Here is a 22,060-nt window from a genome sequence, read left to right on the forward strand (position 1 = left end):
CAAGGCCGTGCTCTACCTCTACTTCGTCCTGCTGACCGGCGGGGTGTTCCTGCTGATCGCGGGCATCGTGGAACAACGCAGGCACTACGCCGCCCTGCACACCATCCCGACCCGGGTGCTCGTCAACGGCATCCGCGGCAAGTCCTCCATCACCCGGCTGTGCGCGGGAGCCCTGCGCGGCGGTGGTCTCGTCACCGTCGCGAAGACGACGGGGACGGCCGCGCGGTTCATCCACCCGGACGCGACCGAGGAGCCGGTCTACCGCAAATTCGGCATCGCCAATGTGGTGGAGCAGATCGGCATCGTGCGCCGGGCCGCCTCGTACCGGCCCCACGCCCTCGTCATCGAGTGCATGGCCGTCATGCCGGCCCTGCAGGAGGTGAACCAGAGCAAGCTGATCCGCTCGACCATCGGCGTGCTGTGCAACGTGCGCGAGGACCATCTCGCCGAGATGGGCCCCACCCTGGACGACGTGGCCCGCTCCCTGTGCCGCTCGATGCCGGAGCACGGCATCTGCGTGACCGCGGAGAAGGAGCGCTTCCACATCCTGCAGGAGGAGGCGGACGCCCGCGACTGCCGTCTGGTGTACGCCGACCCCGAGTCGGTCACCGACGCCGAGCTGCGCGGCTTCAGCTGGTTCACCTTCAAGGAGAACGTCGCGATCGCGCTGGCCGTCGCGGAGCTCCTCGGCATCGACCGGCAGGTCGCTCTCCAGGGGATGTACGACGCCCCTCCGGACCCCGGTGTCCTGTCCGTCGAGCGTTACGTGACGCCCGAGGGCAAGCGGCTCGCCTTCGCGAACGTCTTCGCTGCGAACGACCCGGAGTCGACGCTGATGAACGTCAACCAGCTGCTCGACCTCGGCGCCATCAGCCGTCCGGTGAACGTCGTGATCAACTGCCGGCCCGACCGTGTCGAACGCAACGGCCAGATGGGCGAGATCATCCCCGCCCTGCGCCCGGACAACGTGTTCGTCATCGGGCACCCCGCCAAGAGCGCCGTCGACGCCATTCCGGCCTCCTGGCGTGACCGGGCGGTCGATCTGGGTGGCGAGCGGCGCCCGGCCGAGGAGTTCATGCCCGCGATGCTCGGCCGGATGTCCGACGGCGCTTCGCTCGTCGCCATCGGCAACATCCACGGCCAGGGCGAGGAGCTGCTGGAGTACCTCGCGGGGCTTCCGGCGGACGACAGCGATCCCACGGACGACCGCGCTCACCCGGACGCCCCTGCTCACGTGGACGTCGGCGGTCAGGTGGACGTCGGCGGTCACACGGGCATCGGCAATCCCACGGCCGGTGCTCGCACGGTGCCTGTGGTGCCCGCACAGCCGTCCTGGATCGACCCCTATGTCTCGTATCCCCGGGCCTACGAGGAGGCCTACCAGGCCGCCCGGACCCAGGAGGTCCCCATGGTGCGGATCGTGGACGGGCGCAGCGGGATGGCGGCCGAGGAGGCCTTCGGCTGGTTCCATCAGCCCTCCGACGAGGGCGGACAACCACACCCGCGCTCCTGACCCCGACGGCCGCCGACCGCCGCCGGCCCTGCCGACCGTCCCGCCCGAACCCGTACCCGCGCCCGGAGCCCCCTGTTGACCACCGCCGCCCTGACCCCCGAGATGGCCGCCCTGGGCATCGCCATAGGTCTGCTCTTCTCCCTTCTGTGCTACCTCACCACCAACCTCTCCCCCGGCGGAATGATCACGCCGGGCTGGCTCGCGCTCACCCTCATCGAGGACCTGCAGCGTGCGGCCATGGTCGTCGGCGTCACCGCCCTGACGTACGCGGGTACGAAGGTCATGCAGCGGCTCGTGATCCTTTACGGCAAGAGGCTGTTCGCCGCGGTGGTCCTCCTGGGCGTCCTGCTGCAGGCCACGGTGATGATCGTGCTCTCGCTCGAGTTCCCGCTGCTGTACGGCAACCAGACCCTCGGGTTCATCGTCCCCGGCCTCATCGCGTACCAGCTGGTCCGCCAGCCCAAGGGGCCCACGCTTCTGGCGACGGCCTCCGTCTCCCTGATGGCCTACATCGTCATCGCCGCCGGCCTGCTGCTCGGCGTCATGCCCGCCGCCTGAGAATCGAGAACCAACCATGGCAGGGAAGAAGAAGACCCGCCCGCTCCTCACGGGCCTCGTGGTCCTCGGGCTCGTCGCCACCTCGGGATACCTCACCCTCGAACTGCGCAAGCAGGAGGAGCGAGGCGTCACCGAGGTGCGCAACGTCGGGGTGCTCACCGGAGTCCGGGGGCAGGCCGGCACGTCCGAGAAGACGGGCGAGGAGCGGTGGACGCGGCTCGCGAACCCCGCCCGGAGCGTGCTGCGGGGTGCCGACGGCCAGGTCAAGGCGGTCCTGACCGACGGGGCCCGCACGGCCAAGCTGACGGGCCCGGCGCGGACCTTCGCCGAGCCCGCCTCCACGGCGTCCAAGGTCTCGACGACGGACTGGGTCCGACTCATGCCCGAACCCTGGGCCAAGGGCGCGGAGAAGCGGAAGTGGTTCAAGGACTGGTACGCGGAGTACGCGGGCAGCGAGGAGGACGACATCTTCGCCTTCGCCAACCAGTACGTGGCGGGCGCGCCGCAGCAGAAGGACGAGAAGGGCGTCGTCTACGCGGGTGACGCGAACTTCGGGCCGCTGAACACCTCGGGGGCCGAGGGCGGGGATCTGCGTCTCGAACAGTCCGATTTCTACGACTACCTCGGGATCCCGTACTCGTTCCGGAACGGCGCCGTCGGCTCGCCGGAGGCCATGCGCGCCCGGTCCCTGGACTGTTCGGGCTACATCCGCATGGTGCTCGGCTACCGCGCGCGCTACCCGCTGATGTCCTCCGACACCGCCGGGGACGGCCTGCCCCGCACCGCGAACGGCATGGCGCGCTCCGACCAGGGTGTGGACGTCCTGCCGCTCGCCGGCGTCTCGGAAGGGGACCGCCCCTCCGCCATCGACCAGCTGCAGCCGGGGGATCTCGTCTTCTTCAAGCTCGACACCCGTACCGGACAGCGACTCGACCACGTCGGCATGGTTCTCGGCCACGACACCGAAGGACACCTGATCTTCATCTCCAGCCGCGAGGAGGTCAACGGTCCGACGATCGGCGACGTCGGCGGAGTCTCCCGGCTCGACGGGAACGGCTACTACGCCAAGACCCTGCGCAGCGCGAAGCGCCTCTGACGCGCGGGGATCGAAGGTGGTGTGGTCCACCTTCTCCGCCTCCCGGTCCGTGGGCCTCGCTCACCCAGTGGCGAGGCCCACGGACCGGACGGGGTCAGCGCGGAGACCCGGGGGGTCCTCTCGTTCATCCGGGCGCCATTGGCCCGACAAATGTCGCCCGCTCCGGCGTGGTTGACGCGCGTCGACCGGGCCGTCAGTCTCGGGGGGACTCTCACCCCTGGGTCACCTCGGATCCGTGAGGCCATGGAGGATCGATGTCCCGACGCCCCCTGCGTTCCCTGCCGCTGCGCCTACTCCTTTCATTTGTCATGATCATGACCGCCTCCCTGGGCGGGGTGATCGCCACCGCCGGCACCGCCCAGGCCGACGGCTGCTACACCTGGTCGCGCACCCTCTCCGAGGGCGCCTCCGGCGCCGATGTCACGGCGCTGCAGATTCGCGTCGCCGGGTATCCCGGCTACGGCGGGGTGCTCGTGATCGACGGTGCCTACGGCCCCGGAACGGCGGCCGCCGTCAAGCGCTTCCAGGCCGCCTACGGGCTGGCCGCCGACGGTGTCGCGGGCCCCGCGACGTTCAGCAAGATCTACGCGCTCCAGGACGACGACTGCACCCCCGTCCACTTCTCCTACGCCGAGCTCAACGACTGCAACTCCACCTGGGCCGGAGGGGCGGTGAGCGCGGCCACCGCCAAGTCCAACGCCCTGCGCACGATGTGGAAGCTGGAGGCCCTGCGGCACGCCCTCGGCGACCAGAGCATCCGCGTCACCAGCGGCTTCCGCAGCCATGCCTGCAACGACGCCGTCGGCGGCGCCGCGTCGAGCCGCCACCTCTACGGCGACGCGGCCGACCTCGGCTCCGGACCCCACTCGCTGTGTCTGCTGGCCCAGCAGGCCCGTAACCACGGCTTCAACGGGATCCTCGGCCCGGGCTACCCCGGACACGGCGACCACACCCACCTCGACCACCGGGGCAGCCGCTTCTGGTCCGCGTCCAGCTGCGGCATCTGACGACGCCGACACCCGAGGGCGCCCCGTGGGCATCCCGACGCGTCGGGCGGCCCGGGCCGGCATCCGCGTTTCGCGTGAAGCAGGTGCGGGGCGGGGCGTTCCGGGTCAGGTTGTCGCGGGGTGGACGGGGACCGCGGCGGAGAGGACCGTGCCCTCGCCCGGGAGGGATTCGATGGTGAGGGTGCCGCCGAGTTGGCGGGTGCGGGTCAGGATGGCGGGGAGGCCGTGGCCGCGTGTGCCCGCCTCTTCGCCGTGCCGCGCGTCGGCTGGGTCGAGGGCGGGGTCGAAGCCGTGTCCGTCGTCGGCGACGTCCAGGACGATCTGGTCGTCGAGGTATGTCAGGGTGAGCGCCGCGGTGGTCGCCCCGGAGTGTTCGCGGACGTTCGCGAGGGCGCCCTGGGCGATGCGGAGCAGCGCGGACTGGACTCGTTCGGGCAGGGGCTCGGCGGGGGTGCCGTCGATGTGGCAGCGGACGGTGAGGCGGTGGGAGGTCTCGCGCTCCGCGAGTTTCTGCAGGGCCTGGTCGAGGCCGTTGCCGTCGGCGAGGTCGGCCGGGGCCAGGTCGTGGACGAAGCGGCGGGCCTCGGCGAGGTTGTGCTCGGCGATCGCGGTGGCGGTGTGTACGTGGGTGCGGGCGGTGGCAGGGTCGGTGCCCCAGACCCGGTCTGCGGCCTGGAGCAGCATCTGCTGGCTCGACAGCCCCTGGGCCAGGCTGTCGTGGATCTCCATGGACAGGCGCTGACGCTCGGCGAGAGTGCCCTCGCGGCGCTCGGTCGCGGCGAGTTCGCGGCGGGTACGGATCAGGTCGTCGATCAGCTCGCGCTGGCGCCGCGCCTGGCGATCCATCTGGACGAAGACCGCGACGGCGATCGCGGCGATCGCCGGCGGTGCGAGGAACACGTCCACGTCCAGGCGTCCGGCCAGCCGCAGGTGTGCGGTCACCGAGGCCGCGGTCACCAGCGCGATGAGCACGATCGCGGCCGGTGGGCGCAGGGTGCGCAGGCCGATGAAGAAGAGCGGGACCGCACACCAGCCGAAGCTCGGCGCCAGCCAGACCAAGGCGAACCAGACGGCGACGACCGCCCCGAGCCACACGTATCTGCGCCTCGACGGGCGAGGGCCCAGGAACGGTTCGACGACGTAGAGGACCGCCAGGGCGGCCGAGAGGGAGATGACCCAGGGTGCGAGGTTCTCGCCCGTGTGCCGGATCAGGAAGCGGGTGAGGGCGGAGCCCAGAAGCAGGAGAAACGCCACGTACAGCAGGATCCGGAGCCAGCCGTCGCCCTGTTCCGTGGTGTCTTCGCCGTAGCTGCCACCGTTCCGCACCATTCCCTGCTTTCCGTATTTTCCGCATCTATGGGGGTGAACACAGCAAACATCCCATAGTGGCGTACGGAGCCGGCTCCTGGGCCCGGGGTTTGGGGGTGTCAGCGCGTTGGGGCGTTGGGGGTGTGGGGGTGTTACGAGGCGAGTGACGGGGCCGTGGTTCGGTTCCAGGGCATCCGGGACCAGGGAAGGGCCAGATCGGTCCGGTCGACGATGTCCCGGGGGGTGAGGTGGGTGACGGGCGTGGCTTCGCGGTGGCGGCTGTAGACGGTGTCGACGTAGCGGTGGCCGGTGTCGGGGGCGATGAAGAGGACGGTCCGTTCGGGAGCGCGGTCGTGTTCGTGGCGGGCGGCGAGGTAGGCCGCGCCGGTGGACAGACCCGCGAAGACCGCGTGGCGGCGGAGGAGGTCGACGGCGCCGGACAGGGCGGCGTCGAAGGAGATCCAGTGCAGGGTGTCGTACAGCTCGTGGCTGACGTTACCGAAGGGGATGGAGCTCCCGATCCCGGCGATGATGATCTCGGGGTCCGAGGTGTGCTCGGCTCCGAACGTGAGGCTTCCGTAGGGCTGGACGCCGACGAGTTCGACGTCGGCCGGTCCGTCGCCCGCCGCGCGCAGGTAGCGGGTGAGCGCGCCGGTGGAGGCCCCCGAGCCGACTCCGCCGACGAGGGTGAGCCGGTCCGTGCCGGTCTCCTCCCCGATGCGGTCGGCGATCGCGCGGTAGCCGAGGTAGTGGATGTCGTCGTGGTACTGCCGCATCCAGTGGTACTCGGGGTGCGCGGTGAGGATCTCGTGGATCCGCTCCACGCGTCGCTTCTGGTCGAGTTTGAGGTCGTCGCAGGGTTCCATCTGTTCGAGCGTGGCCCCCAGCACGGAGAGCTGGGTGCGCAGGGTCTTGTCGACGGTCGTCGAGCCGACGACGTGGCAGTGCATGCCGTGCCGGTGGCAGGCCAGGGCCAGGGCGTACGCGTAGATGCCGCTGGAGCTGTCGAGGAGGGTGTCCCCGCGCCGTACGGCTCCGGTGTCGAGGAGGTGGCGTACCGCGGCCAGCGCGGAGACCACCTTCATCGTCTCAAAGCGCAGGCAGACGAGCCGGTCGTCGAGGCGTATCAGGTCGGGCCGGCCGATCGCGTCGGCGATGTGCTCGTCCATCGGGGAACTCCTTGGAGGCGTGGGCGAAGGTCGTGAACGTGCGAGTGGTGGGGATGCCGTGGGTGTTCAGGGCGTGCCGGCAGCCGCGTACGCGAGACGGCAGGTGCCCCGGTGCGGCCGGGTCGAAGAGGACGCCTGCCACGGCGCCGCTGTGCGCGATCTGCACGCCCGCCGCTCCGGAGCGGCGGGCGATCGCGATCAGCGCCTGGAACTCCGGGTGTTTCAGGACTTCTTGGCCGCGTCGCGCACTCGCCGTGGCCACGTGGCCCACCAGCCGTGCGTCGCCGGTGGCCATCGCACGGCGCAGCAGGGTGCGCAGTCGTTCGTACTCCTGGATGTCGGCGTCCGTGGCCTCCCGTACGGGCAGGGCCAGGGTGTCGACGGGCGCTCCCCCGCCGAGTACGCAGCCCACGACGACCAGGGGCGGGAGGACCTGCCCCAGGACCTCCAGGATCCTGCCCTCCCGCTGGGCGAAGAGGACCGGGCGGGCGTCGAGCATCAGCGGATCGCTGGCCCGTTCCGCCCGGACGGCGAGCCGGGCGACGGTGTCGGGGGCGAGGCGGAGTCCGTACGAGTCGGCGACCGCCCGGACGGTCGCGATCACGTCACTCGTGGAGCTGCCCATGCCCAGACCCACCGGCACGTCGGCGGTGAGCCTCAACTGACCGCCGCTGGGCGGCAGTCCGGCCCGTCGTGCGCACTCCGCCACCGCGAAGGCGGCGGCCCGAGCGGCTTTCCCGCGGTCGGCGGGGACGACGGTGAGCGTCTCCGGCGGTGTGCCGGGGCGGCGGACGAACTCGGCCCGGCTGCCGGGGCCGGCCATGGGGAGGGTGACCAGGCCTGCGCACCGGCGTCCGTCGGCGTCCAGGAAGACGCCCTGGAGGAGTTCGCCGTGGTGGCAGGCGGCGTGTCCGGTGCCGGTGGGGAGGACGTCGGCTCCTGCGTCCGTGCCGAAGCGTGCGCGTGCGCCGGTACGTGCGGCGTCGGCGTCGGCCTCGGCCGCGGGTGGGGTCGGGTGGGTGTCGCGGGTCATGCGGCGGCGCCGGCCGCCGTGCGGTAGCGGTACAGGACCGTCTCCTCGGCGCTGAACTGGGAGAAGGGGAACGGCTCCGCCGACAGGGCGGTCACACCCGAGCCGAGGAAGGCACGGGCGACGGCGCTGCCGCTCTGCGCGTACACGATCAGCGGGATGCCACGGTGGCGGCAGCGCTCCAGGATCGTGTCGAACGAGCCGTTGCTCAGGGTCATTCCCGTGGCGACGACGGCGTCGGCGCGGTCGAGGACGTCGTGCATGTCGTCGGTGACGGGATCGCCCCACTGGGTCTGCCTGAGGTTGAAGTCGCAGGGCAGGGGTTCGCCGCCGCGCTCGCGGATCGCCGCGACCAGCGGGTTGACCACGCCGATGAGTCCCACGGTCGCGCCGTCTTCGACGTCGAGCAGCCCGGCGATGGCCGCGTCGCGGGCCCTCGCGCGGGTCTCCGGCGTCCCGCTCGGGAGGGTGGCGGGCTCGGCGTCGCCCTCCTCGGCGGCCACCCGGTGGGGGCGGGCGTGGGCGAGGTACGCGTCCAGGGCGGCGATCCGCAGGGGGCGCGGCGCCTCGCGCAGCAGGACGTCGAGCGGCTGCCCGGAGTAGTCGCGGCAGACCTCCGGGGCCAGCTCGCCGGCCTCGAACGCGCAGCCGCCGAAGGAGCCGCCGAGGCGGACCAGGACGTACTGGTTGAGGTAGGTGGTGTCGCCGCCGGCCAGGCGGGTTCCGTGGTGGATCCAGAACACGCTCGTCGCGATGAGGTCGGAGGGGAGCGGGCCGTGTTCGCCGGCCAGGGCCGCCGCCATGAGCTTGTCGACGGAGAGGGAGAGGGAGAGCGAGACGGTGGGGGCAGCGGTGGGGGCAACGGGGCCTGTGGGGAGGGGTGTGGCGCCGGAGGGGGTGATCGCAGGCGTGATCAAGGTCGTGTCCTTTCAGTGGGTGGGTTCGGGCGCCGGGAGTGGCGTGCCGAGAGGGCGGCGACAGGCGACGGTCGGGTGTCCAAGGGCGTCGGTGGTCAGTTCGGCGTCGACCTCGAAGACCTCTGCGAGCCGGTCGGCCGTCAGGACGGCCCCCGGGGTGCCGGAGGCGATCAGGCGGCCGTGATGCAGGAGCAGCAGCCGGTCGCAGTACCGGGCCGCGAGCGACAGGTCGTGCAGGGCGACCAGGACGGTCCGGTCGGTGCCGGTGAGCAGCTCCATCAGTTCCAGCTGGTGTTTGACGTCGAGGTGGTTGGTCGGTTCGTCGAGCAGCAGGGCGTACGGCTGCTGGGCGAGCGCGCGGGCGATGTGCGCGCGCTGCCGTTCGCCGCCCGACAGCGCCTTCCAGGGGCGGTCGGCGAGTGCGGTGAGGCCGACGACCTCCAGGGCGGCGGCGATCACCGCGCGGTCGGTGGCGCCGGATCCGCGCCAGCGGTCCCGGAACGGGGTGCGCCCCAGGCCTACGACGTCGGCGACCCGGAGGTCGCTGTCGGCGCCCGAGTCCTGGGCGACGAAGGCGACGTGGCGGGCGAGGCGGCGGGCGCTCCAGTCCCGTACGGACGCGCCGTCGTAACGGACCGCGCCCGTGTCGGGGGCTCGGAGGCCGGCGAGGCAGCGCAGCAGGGAGGACTTGCCCGAGCCGTTGGGGCCGAGCAGGCCGACCGTCTCGCCGGGGGCGATGGTGGCGCTGACCCCTCGTACGACCGGGGTGCCCGCCACCGACCAGCTCAGGTTCTCGGCGGTGATCCTCACAGTTCACCCCTCCTGCGCAGGACGAGGAGGAAGAGCGGTACGCCGAGCAGGGCGGTGATCACGCCGACGGGAACCTCGCGGGGTGCGAACGCGACCCGGGCGAGGGCATCCGTCCACACGAGGAACACCGCGCCCGCGAGCGCCGCGTACGGCAACAGCACCCGGTGCAGCGGTCCGACGAGGAACCGCACCCCGTGGGGGACGATCAGTCCGACGAAGCCGATGGCGCCGACGGTGGCGACCGCGACCGCGGTGAGTGCGGCCGTCACCACCAGCAGGAGCATCCTCGTGTGTCGTACGCCGATGCCGAGGGAGGCTGCGGTGTCGGCGCCGAAGGCGAGACCGTCGAGGGCGTTCGAGCACAGCCACGCGGCGGCCAGGCCCAGCGGCGTGACGATCGCGCAGACCACGACGGTGCTCCAGCGGGCCGGTGCCATCGAACCCAGCAGCCAGTGGGTGACGGCCCGTGTGGTGTCCGCGTCCGCCGAGGCCATCAGGATCAATGAGGTCAGCGCGGTGAGGAGCTGACCGACGACGACTCCGGTGAGCACGATACGGACGGAGTCGAGGCCCGTGCGCCGCAACAGGACGACGAGCAGGCCGAAGGCGAGCAGCGCACCGGCGAGCGCGCCGCCGGTGACGCCGAGTGTGCTCGCGCCGATCCCGAGGACGACGACGGTGACGGCTCCGGTCGACGCCCCCGAGGAGACGCCGAGCAGGTAGGGGTCGGCGAGCGCGTTGCGGGTGACGGCCTGGAGCACCGTGCCGCACACGGCGAGCGAGGCGCCGACGAGTGCGGCCATCAGCACGCGCGGCAACCGCAGGTCCCAGATGAGCGAGTCCACCAGTGGGGGCAGCGGCTCGACGGCCAGGCCGAGGTGGCTGCCGAAGGCGCGGACGAGGTCGGTCCAGCCGATGTCGGCGGTGCCGGTGCGGACGGCTGCCGCGATCGAGACCGTGAGGGCTGCCATGGAGAGGAGCAGGAGGAGGAGGGGGCGCTGGTGCTTGTGGGAGTGAGGGTGCTGATGGGAACGGCTCGGCGTGCCGGGCTGCCGGTGCTGGGGGATGGCGGGGGACGCCTTCGGTCCGTCTGCGCGAGCCGCGGGAAGCAGGAGATCTGCCGAGCCTGTCGGGACGGACGGGTCAGCGGACATGGCCGAGGTCCTTCATGCCCTGGGCGAGCAGTCCGAGGGCGTGTACGGAGCGCACCGAGGGGTCGAGTTCGATGCCCGGCACTTCGAGGATCTTGTTGTCGCGGACCGCGGCCAGCCGGGAGATCACCGGGTGTTCGGTCATCGTGGCCCGCTTCTCTTCGGCGCTGTCGCCGGGGCGGCCGCGCTCGGACAGGTCGCCGATCACGATGAAGTCCGGGTCACGGCGGGCGACTTCCTCCCAGGAGACCTCCGGCCAGTCCTCGTCGACGTCGTCGAAGGCGTTCTTCGCGCCCACGATCCGGCTCATCTCGCTGGGCAGGCCGGTCTTCCCCGCCACGTACGGCATGCCGTTGAAGACGGAGTAGAGGTAGACGACGGTGGGCCGGTCCGCCCCCTGGGGCGCCTTGGAGGCGCTCTCCCCCGCCCGGGCGACTGCGGCTCGCTGGTTCGCCGTGAGTCTTCCGGCTCGTTCCTCGGCGCCGAAGAGCTTGCCCAGGTTCTCGTAGTCGGAGAAGAGCAGCTCGAACGGGGTCGTGCCGGGCGGGTTGTGTTCGGGGCAGTCCACGGCGCTGACGAAGGTGGGGACCTTGACGGCGTCCAGCTCCTCGCGGGTGCCGGCACGGTCCTCGGTGTAGAGGTCCGTGGAGCCGGCGACGACGAAGTCGGGCGTCGCGGCGCGCAGTTGCTCGCCGGTGGCGATCTTCGGGGCGATGACCGGGATCTTCGCGTACGCGGCCTCGTACGGAGCGGGGATCTTCGTCTTGAGGTTGGCCGTGCCCGCCATCCGGTCCTGGAGGCCGAGTTCGAGAAGGGTCTCGGTCGAGCTCTGGTCCAGGGCGACGGCCCGCCGCGGCGGCCCGGCGAGTGACACCTGGCGGCCGCAGCTGGTGACGGAGGCCGGCTTCGCGGCGCCGGGCACGCCCGCGGCACCGGCGGCGGGCTTGGAGGCGGAGCTTGTCGCGGGCTTGGTGTCCGCTTCGGGTCCGCCACCGGCTGCGGTGGAGCAGCCCGCGGTGGCGAGGGCGAGGGTCAGGGCGATGCCGAGGCGGGCGGGGTGGCGCATGGGTTCTCCGGTCTGGGAAGGGCGGGCATGGGTGTGGTCGTGCACCGGGCAGGAGTGCCGCGTTCGAAGGGTACTGTAATGGCAATCATTTTCATTAACGACCTCGGGGTCGGTTCACCGAACCGCTCCCCCACCACCGAGGAGCACGCGCACCGTGGCCGACACACCCATACCGACAGCCGCCAAGACCCCTGCCCCGCCCCCGCGTTCGGTCCTCCGGGACCCCGCCTTCCTGCGCCTGTGGGCGGGCACCACCGCCTCCGGCCTCGCGACCTGGGCCCTCCCCTTCGTCCTCGGGCTCGCCGTACTGCACCGCGACCTCGGCGCCGCCGGACTCGGCCTCGTGCTCGCCGCCCGCACGGTCGGCTTCCTCGCCGCCGTCGCCGTCGGCGGCGTGCTGGCCGACCGGCACTCCCGTCGGGCGGTCGTCCTCTGGTCCGCCCTCGCGGCCGGGGCCGCCGCGCCCCTGCTCGCCGCCGGACTCGGCCGCTCGCTGGCGCTGATGACGTTCGCCGCGGCCCTGGCCGGGGCCGGGCAGGGCGCCTGCCGTCCGGCATTCCAGGCACTCACCGCCGAGACCGTCGAACCAGGGCGGCGCCAGCAGGCCAACGCCGCCATGACCATGGCGGTACGCGGCTCCACACTCGCCGGACCCGCCCTGACCGCGCTCCTCGCGGCCTTCCTCGACGTCCGAACACTGCTGCTCGGCATCGGCCTGCTCTGGCTGGTCGCGGCACTCGCCCCGGGCAACGGCACGGCCGTCGCCGCGGAGGGGGACGCGGAGTCCGCCGGAGAACCCGCCCCGCACGCCGGGACCCGTCCCGGGTTCCGCGCCGAATTCCTTGAGGGCATACGGGAGGCCCGCCGGCATCCCTGGTTCCTCGCCGGACTCGGCGCACTCGTCGCCGTCATCGCGCTCGGCTACTCCGCCACCAGCGTCGCGCTGCCCCTGATCAGCCGTGACCGCTACGGCACCGAGTGGGTCCTGGCCGCGGCCATGACCGCGTACACCGTGGGTGCCCTCGGCGGGGCCCTCGTCATCGCCCGGTGGCGGCCGCGCTCCCAGGGCTGGGCCGCCCTCGCCGGGCTCGGCACGTACGCCGTCGCGCCGCTCAGCCTGATGCTGCCGGTGCACCCGGCCGTGGTCGTGGCCGCGTACGCCGTGGCCGGGATCGGCATCGAGCTCTTCAACGTGCCGTGGTTCACCGCCACGCAGCGCGAGGTGGCCCCGGACAAGTTGGCCCGTGTCTCGTCGCTGGACTTCCTGGTGTCCTACGGCCTCGCACCCGTCGGCCTCGCCCTGATCGCCCCCGCCATCGAGCACTTCGGCGTGACAGCCGTCCTCGCCGCGTGTGCCGGGGCCTGCTTCCTCGTACCGGCCGCGGCGGCCCTCGTACCCACCGTCCGCCACTTCGCACGTACGGCCCCGGTCCGGGCGGACTGACCGCCCGGGTGCCGGAGCCGCCGCGGTGCCCGAGCTGCCCGGGCAGGCCGGCCGTGGTTCACGACAGGAGCCGCAGGCCCTCGCCGCCGGTCTCGCCGAGCAGACGCCTCGCGGCCACCATCGCGCCGTCGGTCCCCATCGTGGCCGCGACGACCCGTGCACGGGCACGGGTCGCGGTCGCCAGGACCGTCTCCAGGCCCGCCGACAGGGATGCGAGGGTCGGGGTCGGGCCGTCGTGTGCCACTCCGATGCCGAGGTCGACCACCCGACCCGCCCAGTACGGCTGGTCCGCACCCTGCGGGACGACCACCTGAGGCACGCCGCTCCGGGTGGCCGTCGTCGTGGTGCCCGCGCTGCCGTGGTGCACGACCGCGGCCATCCTGGCGAACAGGGCCTGTTGGTTGACCTCACCCACGGCGAAGCAGTCGTCCCGGTCGTCGATCAGATCAAGACCGGCCCAGCCATGGGCGACGACCGCACGGCGACCCTGCGCGCGGATCGCCTCGACGGCCACCCGGGCGATGTTCCTCGCGGCGTCGGCGCCCAGGGGCGTACTGCCGAAGCCCACGTACACCGGCGGGGCGCCGGCGTCCAGGAACTCCACGAGGCCGGGCGGCAGCGGGCGGTCGTCCGGCCTCGTCCACGCACCGGTCTGCACGACGTCGAGCTCCGTCAGCCTCGGCCACGGGCTGAGGATCGGGTCCGTCGCCAGCCACGGCTGGTCGCCGAAGGCGTAGTCGCGGACGTTGTCGACCGGCGGCAGGCCGATCGCGGCGCGGTGGGTGTTGATCGCCGCACCGAACATGTCGTTCGCGTTCCGGGCGTCCACGTCCCACAGCTCGCGATTGTCGGTCACCCCCGGCGGCAGCGGCCGGCCCCGCCGCGCGGGCGGCGGCTGGTGCGGCGAGGGCAGGATGATCGGCTGGTGACTCGCGTGGACATAACGGATGCCCAGCTTCTCGGCCACCGATCGCGCGCCGGCCGTCACCGGCAACGGACCGGTCGCCACCAGCGCGTCGCATCCCTCGGCCGCCGCGGCGACCGTGCCGAACTGCGCGGCGATCAGCTCCGCCGCCCGCTGGGCCAGGCCCACCGCCGAGCCCGGTTCCACGGAGGCCACCATGGGACGCACGGGGCGGCCGACCGGCACCAGGGACACACCGACCCCGGCGAAGAGATCCACGAACTCGTCGTCCGGCGGCGCGCACACCCGGACCTCCGCACCGAGTTCCCGCAGCCGGACGGAGAGTCCCACCATCGGTTCGACGCTCCCGCGCCCTCCGTACGTCGACAGCAACACACGCATCTCGCGGCTCCCCATTTCCTCAGCACGTCCTGGGTCTCGGTCGGTGATTCTGCGGCACGCTCCCGGCCTTGCCACAAGCCCCCCGACGCCCTATATGTTGATCATGAAACTGCCGCGCGGCCGGCGAGATGCGACGCGTGCGACTCGCATGTGATCGAGGACGGAACCTGGCCGTCGACGACGTCGACGCCGAACTGGCACGGCTGCTGCGCCTCGGCGCGAAGGAGCACGAACCGCTGCGCGACTACGCCGACTTCCGCGCCGGAGCCGTACTCGACCCGTTCGGCGTCGTCCTCGGCATCATGCACAACCCGCACTACCTGGAGGTGCTGGGGGAACAGGGCAGGCCCGCCACCGTCGGCTGACGTCGGTTCCTCTCTTCCGGAACGGACCGGCGCCGGACGTCAAGCGCCGGGCGTCAGGCCTCGACCGTCAAGTTCCGGGCGTCAGGCCTCGACCGTCGGCCTCGGGCGCCGGGCGTCAGCCCTTCGTACCGAACCGCACCCGCACGGTCAGCCCGCCGCCCTCCGCGTTCGGGAACGCCTCCGTCGTGGCGTCGTGGGCGCGGGCGATCGACTCGACGATCGAGAGGCCGAGGCCCGCACCCTCGCCGGGGGCGTGGGTACGCTCCGTCAGGCGGCGGAAGGGCTCGAAGAGCAGCGGGACCGTGGCGGGCGGGACATCGGGGCCGGTGTTCGACACCTCGATGACTCCTCGGCCCGTACGGACCTCGACTCGGCCGCCGGGGAGGTTGTGGCGTACGGCGTTCACGACCAGGTTGTGGACCAGCCGGTCGAGGAGTACCGCGTCGCCGTCGACCGTCAGCGGCCCGGTCCGCGCCGAGACCGTCACCTCGTGCTCCGCGGCCTCGGCCGCCAACGCGTCCACGGCCTGGCGGGCCACCTCGTGGACGGCCACCGGACGTCGCTCCCGGAGGCCCTGGTCGGAGGCGGCGAGCAGCAGCAGGCCTTCGATGATCCGTTCGCTGTCGTCCGCGACCTCGATCAGCTTCGCCCGGATGCGGGCGACCCGCTCCGGCGACGGTTCCCCCGCGAGCCCGATCTCGGCCGCCGCGCGCTGGACGGCCACAGGCGTTCGCAGCTCGTGTGCCGCGTTGGCCGCGAACCGCTGCTGGGCGGAGACCAGTCCCTCCATCCGGCCGAGCATCCCGTCGAACGTGTCCGCGAGCCTTTTCAGCTCGCCCGGCGGTCCTTCGAGCGCGATCCGTTCGTGCAGGTTCTCGCCCGACAGCCGGCGGGCCGTCTCCGTGATCACGGCCACCGGCCGAAGGACCCGGCCCGCCATCCACCACGCGAGGACGACGGAGAGCAGCGCGTACACCAGCAGGACGATCAACGAGACCGTCAGAAGACGCTCCAGGGCCGCCGACTCGGCCGCGCCGCTCACCGACCGCGTGATGGCCAGCACCTCGCTGGGGATCCGGGCCGCGCCGCTCGGGGCCTGGCTCGCGGGTACCGGACTGGCCGGAACGGCGCTGGCGAAGGCCGTCGGATACGCGGTCGGCAGCTCCTCCAGCCGCCGCGCCGGTACGGTCCCGGTGACGGCCAGGCTGATGGACGAGTACAGGCCCTCCTTGACCAGGAAGTAGACGACGCCCGTCAGCAGGGCGCCCGCGAACAGCAGGAGCCCGCCGTACAGGGCCGTCAGCCGGGCCCGCTCCCCCGTCGTCACCCGCTTCATGACCGGCGTCGTCACCCGCTTCACGAGCGACTCGGAGACCCACCTCATGACCGGCCCGGTGACCCGCTTCGTGGCCGCCCTCGTCACCGGCTTCACGACCCGATCCGGTAGCCCGAGCCCGGAACCGTCTCCACCACCGGCGGCTCGCCCAGCTTCGCGCGCAGCTTGCTCAGCGTGACCCGGACCGCGTTCGTGCGGTAGCTGGTGTGCTCCTCCCAGACCTGTTCGATCAGGTCCTCGCCGCTGACCACCGCGCCCTCGGCCCGCAGGAGGGCCTCCAGGACGGCGAACTCCTTCCGCGACAGCTGCAGATGACGCCCGTCCCGGCTGGCCTGACGGCGGGCGGTGTCCAGGACGATGCCCGACCGCTCCAGTACCGGAGGCAGCGCGGGCCTGGCACGCCGGCCCAGGGCCAGGACCCGGGCGAGCAGCTCGTCGTACGCGAAGGGCTTGGCCAGGTAGTCGTCGGCGCCGAGGCCGAGGCCCTCGACGCGGTCCCGTACCGTACCCGCCGCCGTCAGCATCAGCACCCGGGTCATCAGCCGCTGCTCGACCACACGGCGGCAGACGTCGTCCCCGTGTATCCCGGGCAGGTCTCGGTCCAGGACGAGCACGTCGTACTCCCCCAGTTGCAGTTTCCGCAGGGCTTCGAGGCCGTCGGCCGCGATGTCCACGGCGAGCGCGTCGCGGCGCAGCCCCTCGGCGATCATCTCGGCGAGAAACGCCTCGTCCTCCACCACCAGTACGCGCATGACCCCTGTGTATCCGAAAGGGACCTTTCGCCGATGTAAACGAAACCGCTGAGAGAAACGAAACACCCCTTCGCGGCACGCTCCACGCCATGATGATTCGACGGATCACCCGGGCCGCCGCCACCACTTCACTGGCCGCCGCCCTCGCCCTCCTCGCCACCGCCTGCTCGGGATCGGGCTCCGACTCCGCCTCCTCCGGGAGCGGGAAGAAGGACGGGAGCGTGAGCGACGAGGGCAAGAAGGCCGACCAGGCCTTCGAGCACCGCAAGTGCCTGCGCGAGCAGGGTCTCGACGTCCCCGAGCCGAAGCCGGGCGAGCAGGGCGTCGGGCTCACCATCGGCGGTGACGGCATGTCGAAGGAGAAGATGGAGAAGGCGTTCAAGGCCTGTCAGGGCAAGGCCGGAGGCGCAGGCTTCGGCAAGGAGCCGACGCAGGCCGACAAGGACAAGGCGCTCGCGTATGCGAAGTGCATGCGCGAGAACGGCTTCAACATGCCCGACCCGAAGTTCGACGGCGGCGCGCAGGCCGCCATGCCGATACCGCAGGGCGCGGAGAAGCAGAAGTTCGACAAGGCCGCCAAGGCGTGCGAGAGCGTGGCCCGATGAGCGGCCGCGAGCGCCCGATGGCCCGCCGTCGGCTGGTGCTCGCCCTCGCGGCGATCGTCGCCGTCGCGGGCGGTGGCGCGGCCGTCACCGCCGTGTCCGCGCCCGACAAGGCGCAGGACGGGTCCGGGAGCTCCACCGGAACCAAGGGGCTGCCGGCGGAGACCGCCCCCGTCACCCGGGGCGATCTCAGCAGCAGTTCCCAGCAGGACGGCACGCTCGGCCACCTCGGCGAACGGAAGATCAACGCGGGTCCGGCCGGGGTCCTGACCTGGATCGCGGCCACCGGCTCGGTCGTCGAGCGGGACGAGCGGCTGTACGAGGTCGAGGGCGGTCCGGTACGGCTGATGTACGGCGCCGAGCCCATGTACCGGACGCTGAAGACGGGCGACAAGGGCAAGGACGTCCGCCAGCTGGAGGAGAACCTCGCGGCCCTCGGTTACGTCGGCTTCGACGTCGACGAGGAGTACACGGCCAAGACGGCCGCCGCCGTGAAGCGCTGGCAGAAGTCCCACGATCTGAAGCAGACCGGCACCCTCGGGCCGGACCGGATCGCGTTCGCGGGCAGTGCGGTACGGGTCAAGGAGGCGACCGCGGCGCCCGGCGACCGGATCGGGCCGGGTGGTCCGGTGCTCACCGTGACCGGTTCCGAGCGCGTCGTACGCTTCGAGATCCCGGTGTCGGAGGCCGAGTCGGCGAAGACCGGCACGCGGGTGAAGGTCCGACTGCCGGACGGTACGGAGCTTCCGGGGAAGGTGTCGGCCGTCGGGAAGACCGCGTCGGCGGGCGACAACCCGCAGGACAGCACCCCGAAGGTCCCCGTGACGGTCTCCTTCGACCAGCCGGAGAAGGTCGGAGGCATCGACCAGTCCCCGGTCACCGTCGACCTCACCGGCGAGACGCGCCGGGACGTCCTGACCGTACCCGTCAACGCGCTGCTCGCCCTGCCCGGCGGCGGCTTCGGCGTCCAGGTCGTCGAGAGCGGAGCGGCCCGGGACGTGAAGGTCGAGCTCGGCATGTTCGGGCAGGGCCGGGTCGAGGTCAGCGGTGACGGGCTGCGCGAGGGCATGAAGGTCGGGGTGCCGTCCGCATGACCCCGACCACGGCCACGGCCACCACGACCGCTGCCGCCGCCACGCCCGGGGCCACGGTCGTACGGCTCCGCGGAGTCACCAAGGAGTACGCGGGCGGCGTCAGGGCCCTCGACGGCGTCGATCTCACCATCGGGGAAGGGGAGTTGCTCGGAATCGTCGGGCCGTCGGGCTCGGGGAAGTCGACCCTGCTGCACATCGTGGGCACCCTGGACCGGCCGAGCGCCGGGACGGTCGAGATCGCCGGGCACGACATCGCCTCTCTGACGGACCGCAGGCTGTCCGCGCTGCGCGCCCGGCGCATCGGCTTCGTCTTCCAGGCCTTCCACCTGGTACCGGGTGTGGGCGCGCTGGAGAACGTGGCCGAGGGCCTGCTGTACTCCGGACTTCCCCGATCCCGGCGGCGGAAGATGGCCGCCGAGGCGCTGGCCCGGGTGGGCCTCGCCGACCGGATGAAGCACCGGCCGCACGAGCTGTCGGGCGGCCAGAAGCAGCGCGTCGCCATCGCGCGCGCGGTGGTCGGCGAACCGGCGCTGCTGCTCGCCGACGAACCGACGGGCGCGCTGGACTCGGCGTCCGGGGAGGCGGTCATGAACCTGCTCCACGAGCTCAACGCGGAGGGCGCGACGATCGCGGTCATCACGCACGACACGGAGATCGCGGGCAGGCTGCCACGGCAGGTGCGGATCCTGGACGGGCGGGTGGTGGAGGACACGGGGAGCGGCTCCGGGGGCCAAGGGATGGGCCCGGACGCGTACGAGGAGATCGGCGGGACCGGTATGGCTGGTGGGACCCGTGTGGCTGATGGGACCGGCGAAATTGGAGCGGGCGGTGGGACCAGTGGGTTCGGTGCAGCCGGCCCCGGATCCGGCAGGACCGCTGCATCCGGCACGTCCGGCACGCCTGGTGCGCCCGGCACGCCCGGCGCTTCCGGCGCTTCCGGCGCTTCCGGTGGCGGGAAGGTCGCCGTCTGATGGCCCGTACGAAACTCACGGCCGCTCGGCTCGGCCCGCGTGACGTCCTCCATGTCGGCTCCGCCGGGCTGCGCAGCCGGCCCGTCCGCGTGGTGCTGTCCGCGCTCGGCATCGCCATCGGGATCGCCACGATGATCGCGGTCGTCGGCATCTCCGCCTCAAGCCAGGCCCAGCTGCTGCGGCAGCTCGACGCGCTCGGTACGAACATGCTGGTCGCGAAGCCGGGCGAGGGGATGTTCAGCGGGCAGGAGGTCAAGCTGCCCAAGGACGCGGTGGGCATGGTCGGCCGGATCGAGGGGGTGGAGGAGGCCGCCGGGACCGGTGACCTCAAGAGCTCGGTACGCCGTTCCGAGAAGATCCCCGAGGCGGAGACAGGCGGAATCGCGGTGAAGGCGGCGACAGAGGGCCTCCTGGACGTTCTGAGGGGCGGGCCGGCGTCCGGCACCTGGCTGAACGCCGCCACCGGCCGCTACCCGTCCGTGGTCCTCGGCCACGTCGCGGCCGAGCGGCTCGGGATCACCGAGCCGGGCCGGCAGGTCTGGGTCGACGACCGGTACTTCACGGTCATCGGAATCCTCGATCCGCTGCCGCTCGCGCCCGAGATCGAACGCTCGGCGCTGGTCGGCTGGGAGGGTGCGGGGCGGCTGCTGGGCTTCGACGGGCATCCGACGACCGTGTACGAGCGGTCCACGGACGCGTCCGTGGAGGACGTCCAGCAGCTCCTCGCCCCCACGATCGACCCGCAGAACCCGCAGAACGTGTCGGTCGGCGATCCGTCCTCGGCGCTCAAGGCCAAGGCGGCGACGGAGGGGGCGTTCTCCACGCTGCTTCTCGGGCTGGGGGGAATCGCGCTCCTGGTGGGCGGGGTCGGCGTCGCCAACACCATGATCATCTCGGTCCTGGAGCGCCGTCACGAGATCGGCCTGCGCCGGTCCCTGGGCGCGACCAGGGGCCAGATCAGGATCCAGTTCGTGACGGAGTCGCTGATGCTGTCGGGCCTCGGCGGCCTGGCGGGCGTGGCGCTCGGTGGAGCGGCGACGGGCGTGTACGCGTCCACCGGCGGGCTGCCGTGGGTCGTACCGCTGTGGGCGGTGGGCGGCGGCTTCGGCGCGACGCTCGCGATCGGTACGGTGGCGGGGCTGTACCCGGCGGTCAGGGCGTCACGACTGTCACCGACGCTGGCGTTGGCGGCGGCGTAGAAACGCCAAGGCGCTCGGCTTCTCCGCACGCCCCCGGCCGCTCGGCTCACCGCCGTGCGGCCGGGGGCTTCAGAGGTCGTACGGCCAGTAGGTCGGCAGGTGGGCGGGGACCCGGAGTCCGACCCAGGAGCCGCCCGGCCCGACCGGAGGGCGCGGGCCGTCGTGGTCGAGGTCCAGCAGGACGTGCGTACCGCCGAGGTCGAGAACGGCGCCATCACCATCGCCGTCACCGTCGGAGTCGCCATCACCGGTCGGAGTCGGCAGCTCCGTCGGCGTCGGCGTCGCCATCGAGCGTGAGCTGCGGGAATCGTGCCGCAGGTGCCGACCGAGCCGCCGGAGTTCGGTGGAGGCGGCGGATTCGGTGGAGGCGGCGGGAGACGACGGATTCGGCGGGAGGAGCGGGTCGGTTCGAAAACGCCGTGCCGGGAGCCTCGTCCCGCTGTGATACTCATCCGATGATCAACGTCCCTCACGCCGTCCTCGACTCGCTGCACGGGCTTGCCTTCGGTGACGCCTTCGGTGACCGGTGGTTCGGCATCCTGCGCCGGGACGGCCCGGCGGCTCTGGAGGCGCGGACGCTGCCCGCGGAGTCCCTGTGGCAGTGGAGCGACGACACCGCTCAGGCACTGGTTCTCGTCCGGGAGCTCGCCGACGGTGGCGGCAGCGTCGACCAGGACCGCCTCGCCCGGCGCTTGGCGGCGGCCTACGCCGACGACACGCACCGCGGATACGGCGCCTCGATGCATGACGTGCTCCGTCGGATCGGCGCCGGCGAGTCCTGGCGAGACGTGGTCGCCGGGCAGTTCGGCGGCCAGGGCTCGTGGGGCAACGGCGCAGCCATGCGCGTCGCCCCGCTCGGCGCCTGGCACGCCGCCGACCTCGACGCCGTCGCCGAGCAGGCCGCCCGCCAGAGCACGGTGTCGCACCACCATCCGGAGGCGGTAGCCGGGGCTGTGGCGGTCGCCCTCGCCGCGGCGCTGGCAACACGCAGCCGGGGCGGACCCGTTCTGGCGCGGCCGGAGTTCCTCCGGGCGGTCGCTGCTCGGCTTCCCGACAGCGACGTCCGGTCCGGCATCCGGGTCGCGGCCCGGATGCCGGAGCACACCTCGGTCCGGCACGCCGCGGAGGTCCTGGGTTCCGGGTACAGGATGTCCGGGCCCGACACCGTCCCCTACGCCCTCTGGTGCGCGGCGGGGCACCTCGACGACCTGCAGGAGGGTCTGTGGATCACCGTCGCCGGGCGCGGTGACATCGACACGACGTGCGCCATCGCGGGCGGGGTGATCGCCGCGCGCACGGGAGTGGACGACCTCCCCGCCGCCTGGCACGCGGCCCGTGAACCGCTGCCGCCGGGCGTGCCGTGACG

The 22,060-nt window shown here is 72.4% G+C and carries 21 protein-coding genes and 1 pseudogene; 11 read left to right on the forward strand and 11 right to left on the reverse strand.

The genetic code is table 11. The features are described from left to right. Positions 1-7 precede the first annotated feature (7 nt). The 4 genes from pgsB to OG259_RS01010 all read left to right on the forward strand — a co-directional run bounded on the left by pgsB (position 8) and on the right by OG259_RS01010 (position 4,174). Complete coding sequence (gene pgsB, locus OG259_RS00995) at positions 8-1,513, forward strand: poly-gamma-glutamate synthase PgsB (RefSeq protein ID WP_328940413.1); 1,506 nt, start codon at positions 8-10, stop codon at positions 1,511-1,513. A 75-nt stretch (positions 1,514-1,588) separates the two neighbouring features. Further along, entirely contained in the window at positions 1,589-2,071 is a 483-nt protein-coding gene (locus tag OG259_RS01000; RefSeq protein ID WP_328940414.1) for a poly-gamma-glutamate biosynthesis protein PgsC/CapC, read from the forward strand. Positions 2,072-2,087: 16 nt separating this feature from the next. Next, a complete protein-coding gene (locus OG259_RS01005; RefSeq protein WP_328940415.1) occupies positions 2,088-3,167 on the forward strand; it encodes a C40 family peptidase in 1,080 nt (359 codons plus the stop codon). A 314-nt stretch (positions 3,168-3,481) separates the two neighbouring features. Continuing rightward, the gene (locus tag OG259_RS01010) at positions 3,482-4,174 is read left to right on the forward strand and encodes a D-Ala-D-Ala carboxypeptidase family metallohydrolase (RefSeq protein ID WP_328940416.1); all 693 of its coding nucleotides are present in this window, start codon (positions 3,482-3,484) and stop codon (positions 4,172-4,174) included. A 105-nt stretch (positions 4,175-4,279) separates the two neighbouring features. Here the strand turns inward: OG259_RS01010 and OG259_RS01015 are convergent, their stop codons facing one another. The 7 genes from OG259_RS01015 to OG259_RS01045 form a co-directional block, all read right to left on the reverse strand. After that, positions 4,280-5,503 (reverse strand): sensor histidine kinase, encoded by a 1,224-nt coding sequence (locus OG259_RS01015; protein WP_328940417.1) that lies wholly within the window; start codon positions 5,501-5,503, stop codon positions 4,280-4,282. Positions 5,504-5,634: 131 nt separating this feature from the next. Continuing rightward, entirely contained in the window at positions 5,635-6,651 is a 1,017-nt protein-coding gene (locus tag OG259_RS01020) for a pyridoxal-phosphate dependent enzyme (protein WP_328940418.1), read from the reverse strand. Beyond that, complete coding sequence (locus OG259_RS01025) at positions 6,572-7,684, reverse strand: GHMP family kinase ATP-binding protein (RefSeq protein ID WP_328940419.1); 1,113 nt, start codon at positions 7,682-7,684, stop codon at positions 6,572-6,574. Before OG259_RS01025 ends, OG259_RS01020 begins: the two co-directional genes overlap by 80 nt. Next, a complete protein-coding gene (locus OG259_RS01030) occupies positions 7,681-8,484 on the reverse strand; it encodes a Rossmann-like domain-containing protein (protein WP_328946956.1) in 804 nt (267 codons plus the stop codon). Before OG259_RS01030 ends, OG259_RS01025 begins: the two co-directional genes overlap by 4 nt. Before the next feature lie 126 nt (positions 8,485-8,610). After that, positions 8,611-9,408: an ABC transporter ATP-binding protein gene (locus tag OG259_RS01035; protein WP_328940420.1), complete on the reverse strand. Its 798-nt coding sequence runs from the start codon at positions 9,406-9,408 to the stop codon at positions 8,611-8,613. Then, positions 9,405-10,379, reverse strand: a complete 975-nt coding sequence (locus OG259_RS01040) for a FecCD family ABC transporter permease (RefSeq protein ID WP_328940421.1) — start codon at positions 10,377-10,379, stop codon at positions 9,405-9,407. Before OG259_RS01040 ends, OG259_RS01035 begins: the two co-directional genes overlap by 4 nt. A gap of 172 nt (positions 10,380-10,551) precedes the next feature. Next, the gene (locus tag OG259_RS01045) at positions 10,552-11,625 is read right to left on the reverse strand and encodes an ABC transporter substrate-binding protein (protein WP_328940422.1); all 1,074 of its coding nucleotides are present in this window, start codon (positions 11,623-11,625) and stop codon (positions 10,552-10,554) included. A gap of 154 nt (positions 11,626-11,779) precedes the next feature. Between OG259_RS01045 and OG259_RS01050 the strand changes: the two genes are divergently transcribed. Then, complete coding sequence (locus tag OG259_RS01050) at positions 11,780-13,069, forward strand: MFS transporter (RefSeq protein WP_328940423.1); 1,290 nt, start codon at positions 11,780-11,782, stop codon at positions 13,067-13,069. A 58-nt stretch (positions 13,070-13,127) separates the two neighbouring features. On the opposite strand, the gene OG259_RS01055 is transcribed toward OG259_RS01050, so the two are convergent. Next, the gene (locus tag OG259_RS01055) at positions 13,128-14,375 is read right to left on the reverse strand and encodes a glycosyltransferase (RefSeq protein ID WP_328940424.1); all 1,248 of its coding nucleotides are present in this window, start codon (positions 14,373-14,375) and stop codon (positions 13,128-13,130) included. A 137-nt stretch (positions 14,376-14,512) separates the two neighbouring features. On the opposite strand from OG259_RS01055, the gene OG259_RS01060 reads away from it, so the two are divergent. Further along, the gene (locus OG259_RS01060; protein WP_328940425.1) at positions 14,513-14,740 is read left to right on the forward strand and encodes a VOC family protein; all 228 of its coding nucleotides are present in this window, start codon (positions 14,513-14,515) and stop codon (positions 14,738-14,740) included. A gap of 115 nt (positions 14,741-14,855) precedes the next feature. On the opposite strand, the gene OG259_RS01065 is transcribed toward OG259_RS01060, so the two are convergent. Together OG259_RS01065 and OG259_RS01070 are read right to left on the reverse strand one after the other, a co-directional pair. Then, positions 14,856-16,076, reverse strand: coding sequence for an ATP-binding protein (locus OG259_RS01065; RefSeq protein WP_328946957.1), 1,221 nt, complete (start codon positions 16,074-16,076; stop codon positions 14,856-14,858). A gap of 92 nt (positions 16,077-16,168) precedes the next feature. Further along, on the reverse strand, positions 16,169-16,828 hold the full coding sequence (locus OG259_RS01070) for a response regulator transcription factor (RefSeq protein WP_266900576.1): 660 nt from the start codon (positions 16,826-16,828) through the stop codon (positions 16,169-16,171). 89 nt (positions 16,829-16,917) lie between these two features. Between OG259_RS01070 and OG259_RS01075 the strand changes: the two genes are divergently transcribed. The 4 genes and pseudogenes from OG259_RS01075 to OG259_RS01090 all read left to right on the forward strand — a co-directional run bounded on the left by OG259_RS01075 (position 16,918) and on the right by OG259_RS01090 (position 20,694). Beyond that, the gene (locus tag OG259_RS01075) at positions 16,918-17,433 is read left to right on the forward strand and encodes a hypothetical protein (RefSeq protein ID WP_328940426.1); all 516 of its coding nucleotides are present in this window, start codon (positions 16,918-16,920) and stop codon (positions 17,431-17,433) included. Further along, a complete protein-coding gene (locus OG259_RS01080) occupies positions 17,430-18,524 on the forward strand; it encodes an efflux RND transporter periplasmic adaptor subunit (RefSeq protein ID WP_328940427.1) in 1,095 nt (364 codons plus the stop codon). The genes OG259_RS01075 and OG259_RS01080 overlap by 4 nt, the downstream gene beginning before the upstream one ends. Continuing rightward, positions 18,521-19,249 (forward strand): annotated as a pseudogene (locus OG259_RS01085) (ABC transporter ATP-binding protein); the annotation flags it as partial. The gene OG259_RS01080 and the pseudogene OG259_RS01085, both read left to right, overlap by 4 nt. Before the next feature lie 245 nt (positions 19,250-19,494). Continuing rightward, positions 19,495-20,694 (forward strand): ABC transporter permease, encoded by a 1,200-nt coding sequence (locus OG259_RS01090; RefSeq protein WP_328940428.1) that lies wholly within the window; start codon positions 19,495-19,497, stop codon positions 20,692-20,694. A 69-nt stretch (positions 20,695-20,763) separates the two neighbouring features. On the opposite strand, the gene OG259_RS01095 is transcribed toward OG259_RS01090, so the two are convergent. After that, a complete protein-coding gene (locus OG259_RS01095; protein WP_328940429.1) occupies positions 20,764-20,982 on the reverse strand; it encodes a hypothetical protein in 219 nt (72 codons plus the stop codon). Positions 20,983-21,149: 167 nt separating this feature from the next. Here OG259_RS01095 and OG259_RS01100 point away from each other — a divergent pair, with 167 nt between their 5' ends. Next, the gene (locus OG259_RS01100) at positions 21,150-22,058 is read left to right on the forward strand and encodes an ADP-ribosylglycohydrolase family protein (RefSeq protein ID WP_328940430.1); all 909 of its coding nucleotides are present in this window, start codon (positions 21,150-21,152) and stop codon (positions 22,056-22,058) included. Positions 22,059-22,060: the final 2 nt, after the last annotated feature.

The sequence above is a fragment of the Streptomyces sp. NBC_00250 genome, assembly GCF_036192275.1.
Classification (GTDB): Bacteria; Actinomycetota; Actinomycetes; order Streptomycetales; family Streptomycetaceae; genus Streptomyces.

Bases quoted from the DNA above. Each gene is read 5' to 3' on its own strand.
- OG259_RS01055 (WP_328940424.1), bottom strand. From the start codon at position 14,375: ATGCGTGTGTTGCTGTCGACGTACGGAGGGCGCGGGAGCGTCGAACCG.
- OG259_RS01040 (WP_328940421.1), bottom strand. From the start codon at position 10,379: ATGGCAGCCCTCACGGTCTCGATCGCGGCAGCCGTCCGCACCGGCACC.
- OG259_RS01075 (WP_328940426.1), top strand. From the start codon at position 16,918: ATGATGATTCGACGGATCACCCGGGCCGCCGCCACCACTTCACTGGCC.
- OG259_RS01065 (WP_328946957.1), bottom strand. From the start codon at position 16,076: ATGAAGCGGGTGACGACGGGGGAGCGGGCCCGGCTGACGGCCCTGTAC.
- OG259_RS01020 (WP_328940418.1), bottom strand. From the start codon at position 6,651: ATGGACGAGCACATCGCCGACGCGATCGGCCGGCCCGACCTGATACGC.
- OG259_RS01030 (WP_328946956.1), bottom strand. From the start codon at position 8,484: ATGGCGGCGGCCCTGGCCGGCGAACACGGCCCGCTCCCCTCCGACCTC.
- OG259_RS01080 (WP_328940427.1), top strand. From the start codon at position 17,430: ATGAGCGGCCGCGAGCGCCCGATGGCCCGCCGTCGGCTGGTGCTCGCC.
- OG259_RS01070 (WP_266900576.1), bottom strand. From the start codon at position 16,828: ATGCGCGTACTGGTGGTGGAGGACGAGGCGTTTCTCGCCGAGATGATC.
- OG259_RS01010 (WP_328940416.1), top strand. From the start codon at position 3,482: ATGACCGCCTCCCTGGGCGGGGTGATCGCCACCGCCGGCACCGCCCAG.
- OG259_RS01100 (WP_328940430.1), top strand. From the start codon at position 21,150: ATGATCAACGTCCCTCACGCCGTCCTCGACTCGCTGCACGGGCTTGCC.
- OG259_RS01095 (WP_328940429.1), bottom strand. From the start codon at position 20,982: ATGGCGACGCCGACGCCGACGGAGCTGCCGACTCCGACCGGTGATGGC.
- OG259_RS01090 (WP_328940428.1), top strand. From the start codon at position 19,495: ATGGCCCGTACGAAACTCACGGCCGCTCGGCTCGGCCCGCGTGACGTC.
- OG259_RS01015 (WP_328940417.1), bottom strand. From the start codon at position 5,503: ATGGTGCGGAACGGTGGCAGCTACGGCGAAGACACCACGGAACAGGGC.
- OG259_RS01005 (WP_328940415.1), top strand. From the start codon at position 2,088: ATGGCAGGGAAGAAGAAGACCCGCCCGCTCCTCACGGGCCTCGTGGTC.
- OG259_RS01045 (WP_328940422.1), bottom strand. From the start codon at position 11,625: ATGCGCCACCCCGCCCGCCTCGGCATCGCCCTGACCCTCGCCCTCGCC.
- OG259_RS01025 (WP_328940419.1), bottom strand. From the start codon at position 7,684: ATGACCCGCGACACCCACCCGACCCCACCCGCGGCCGAGGCCGACGCC.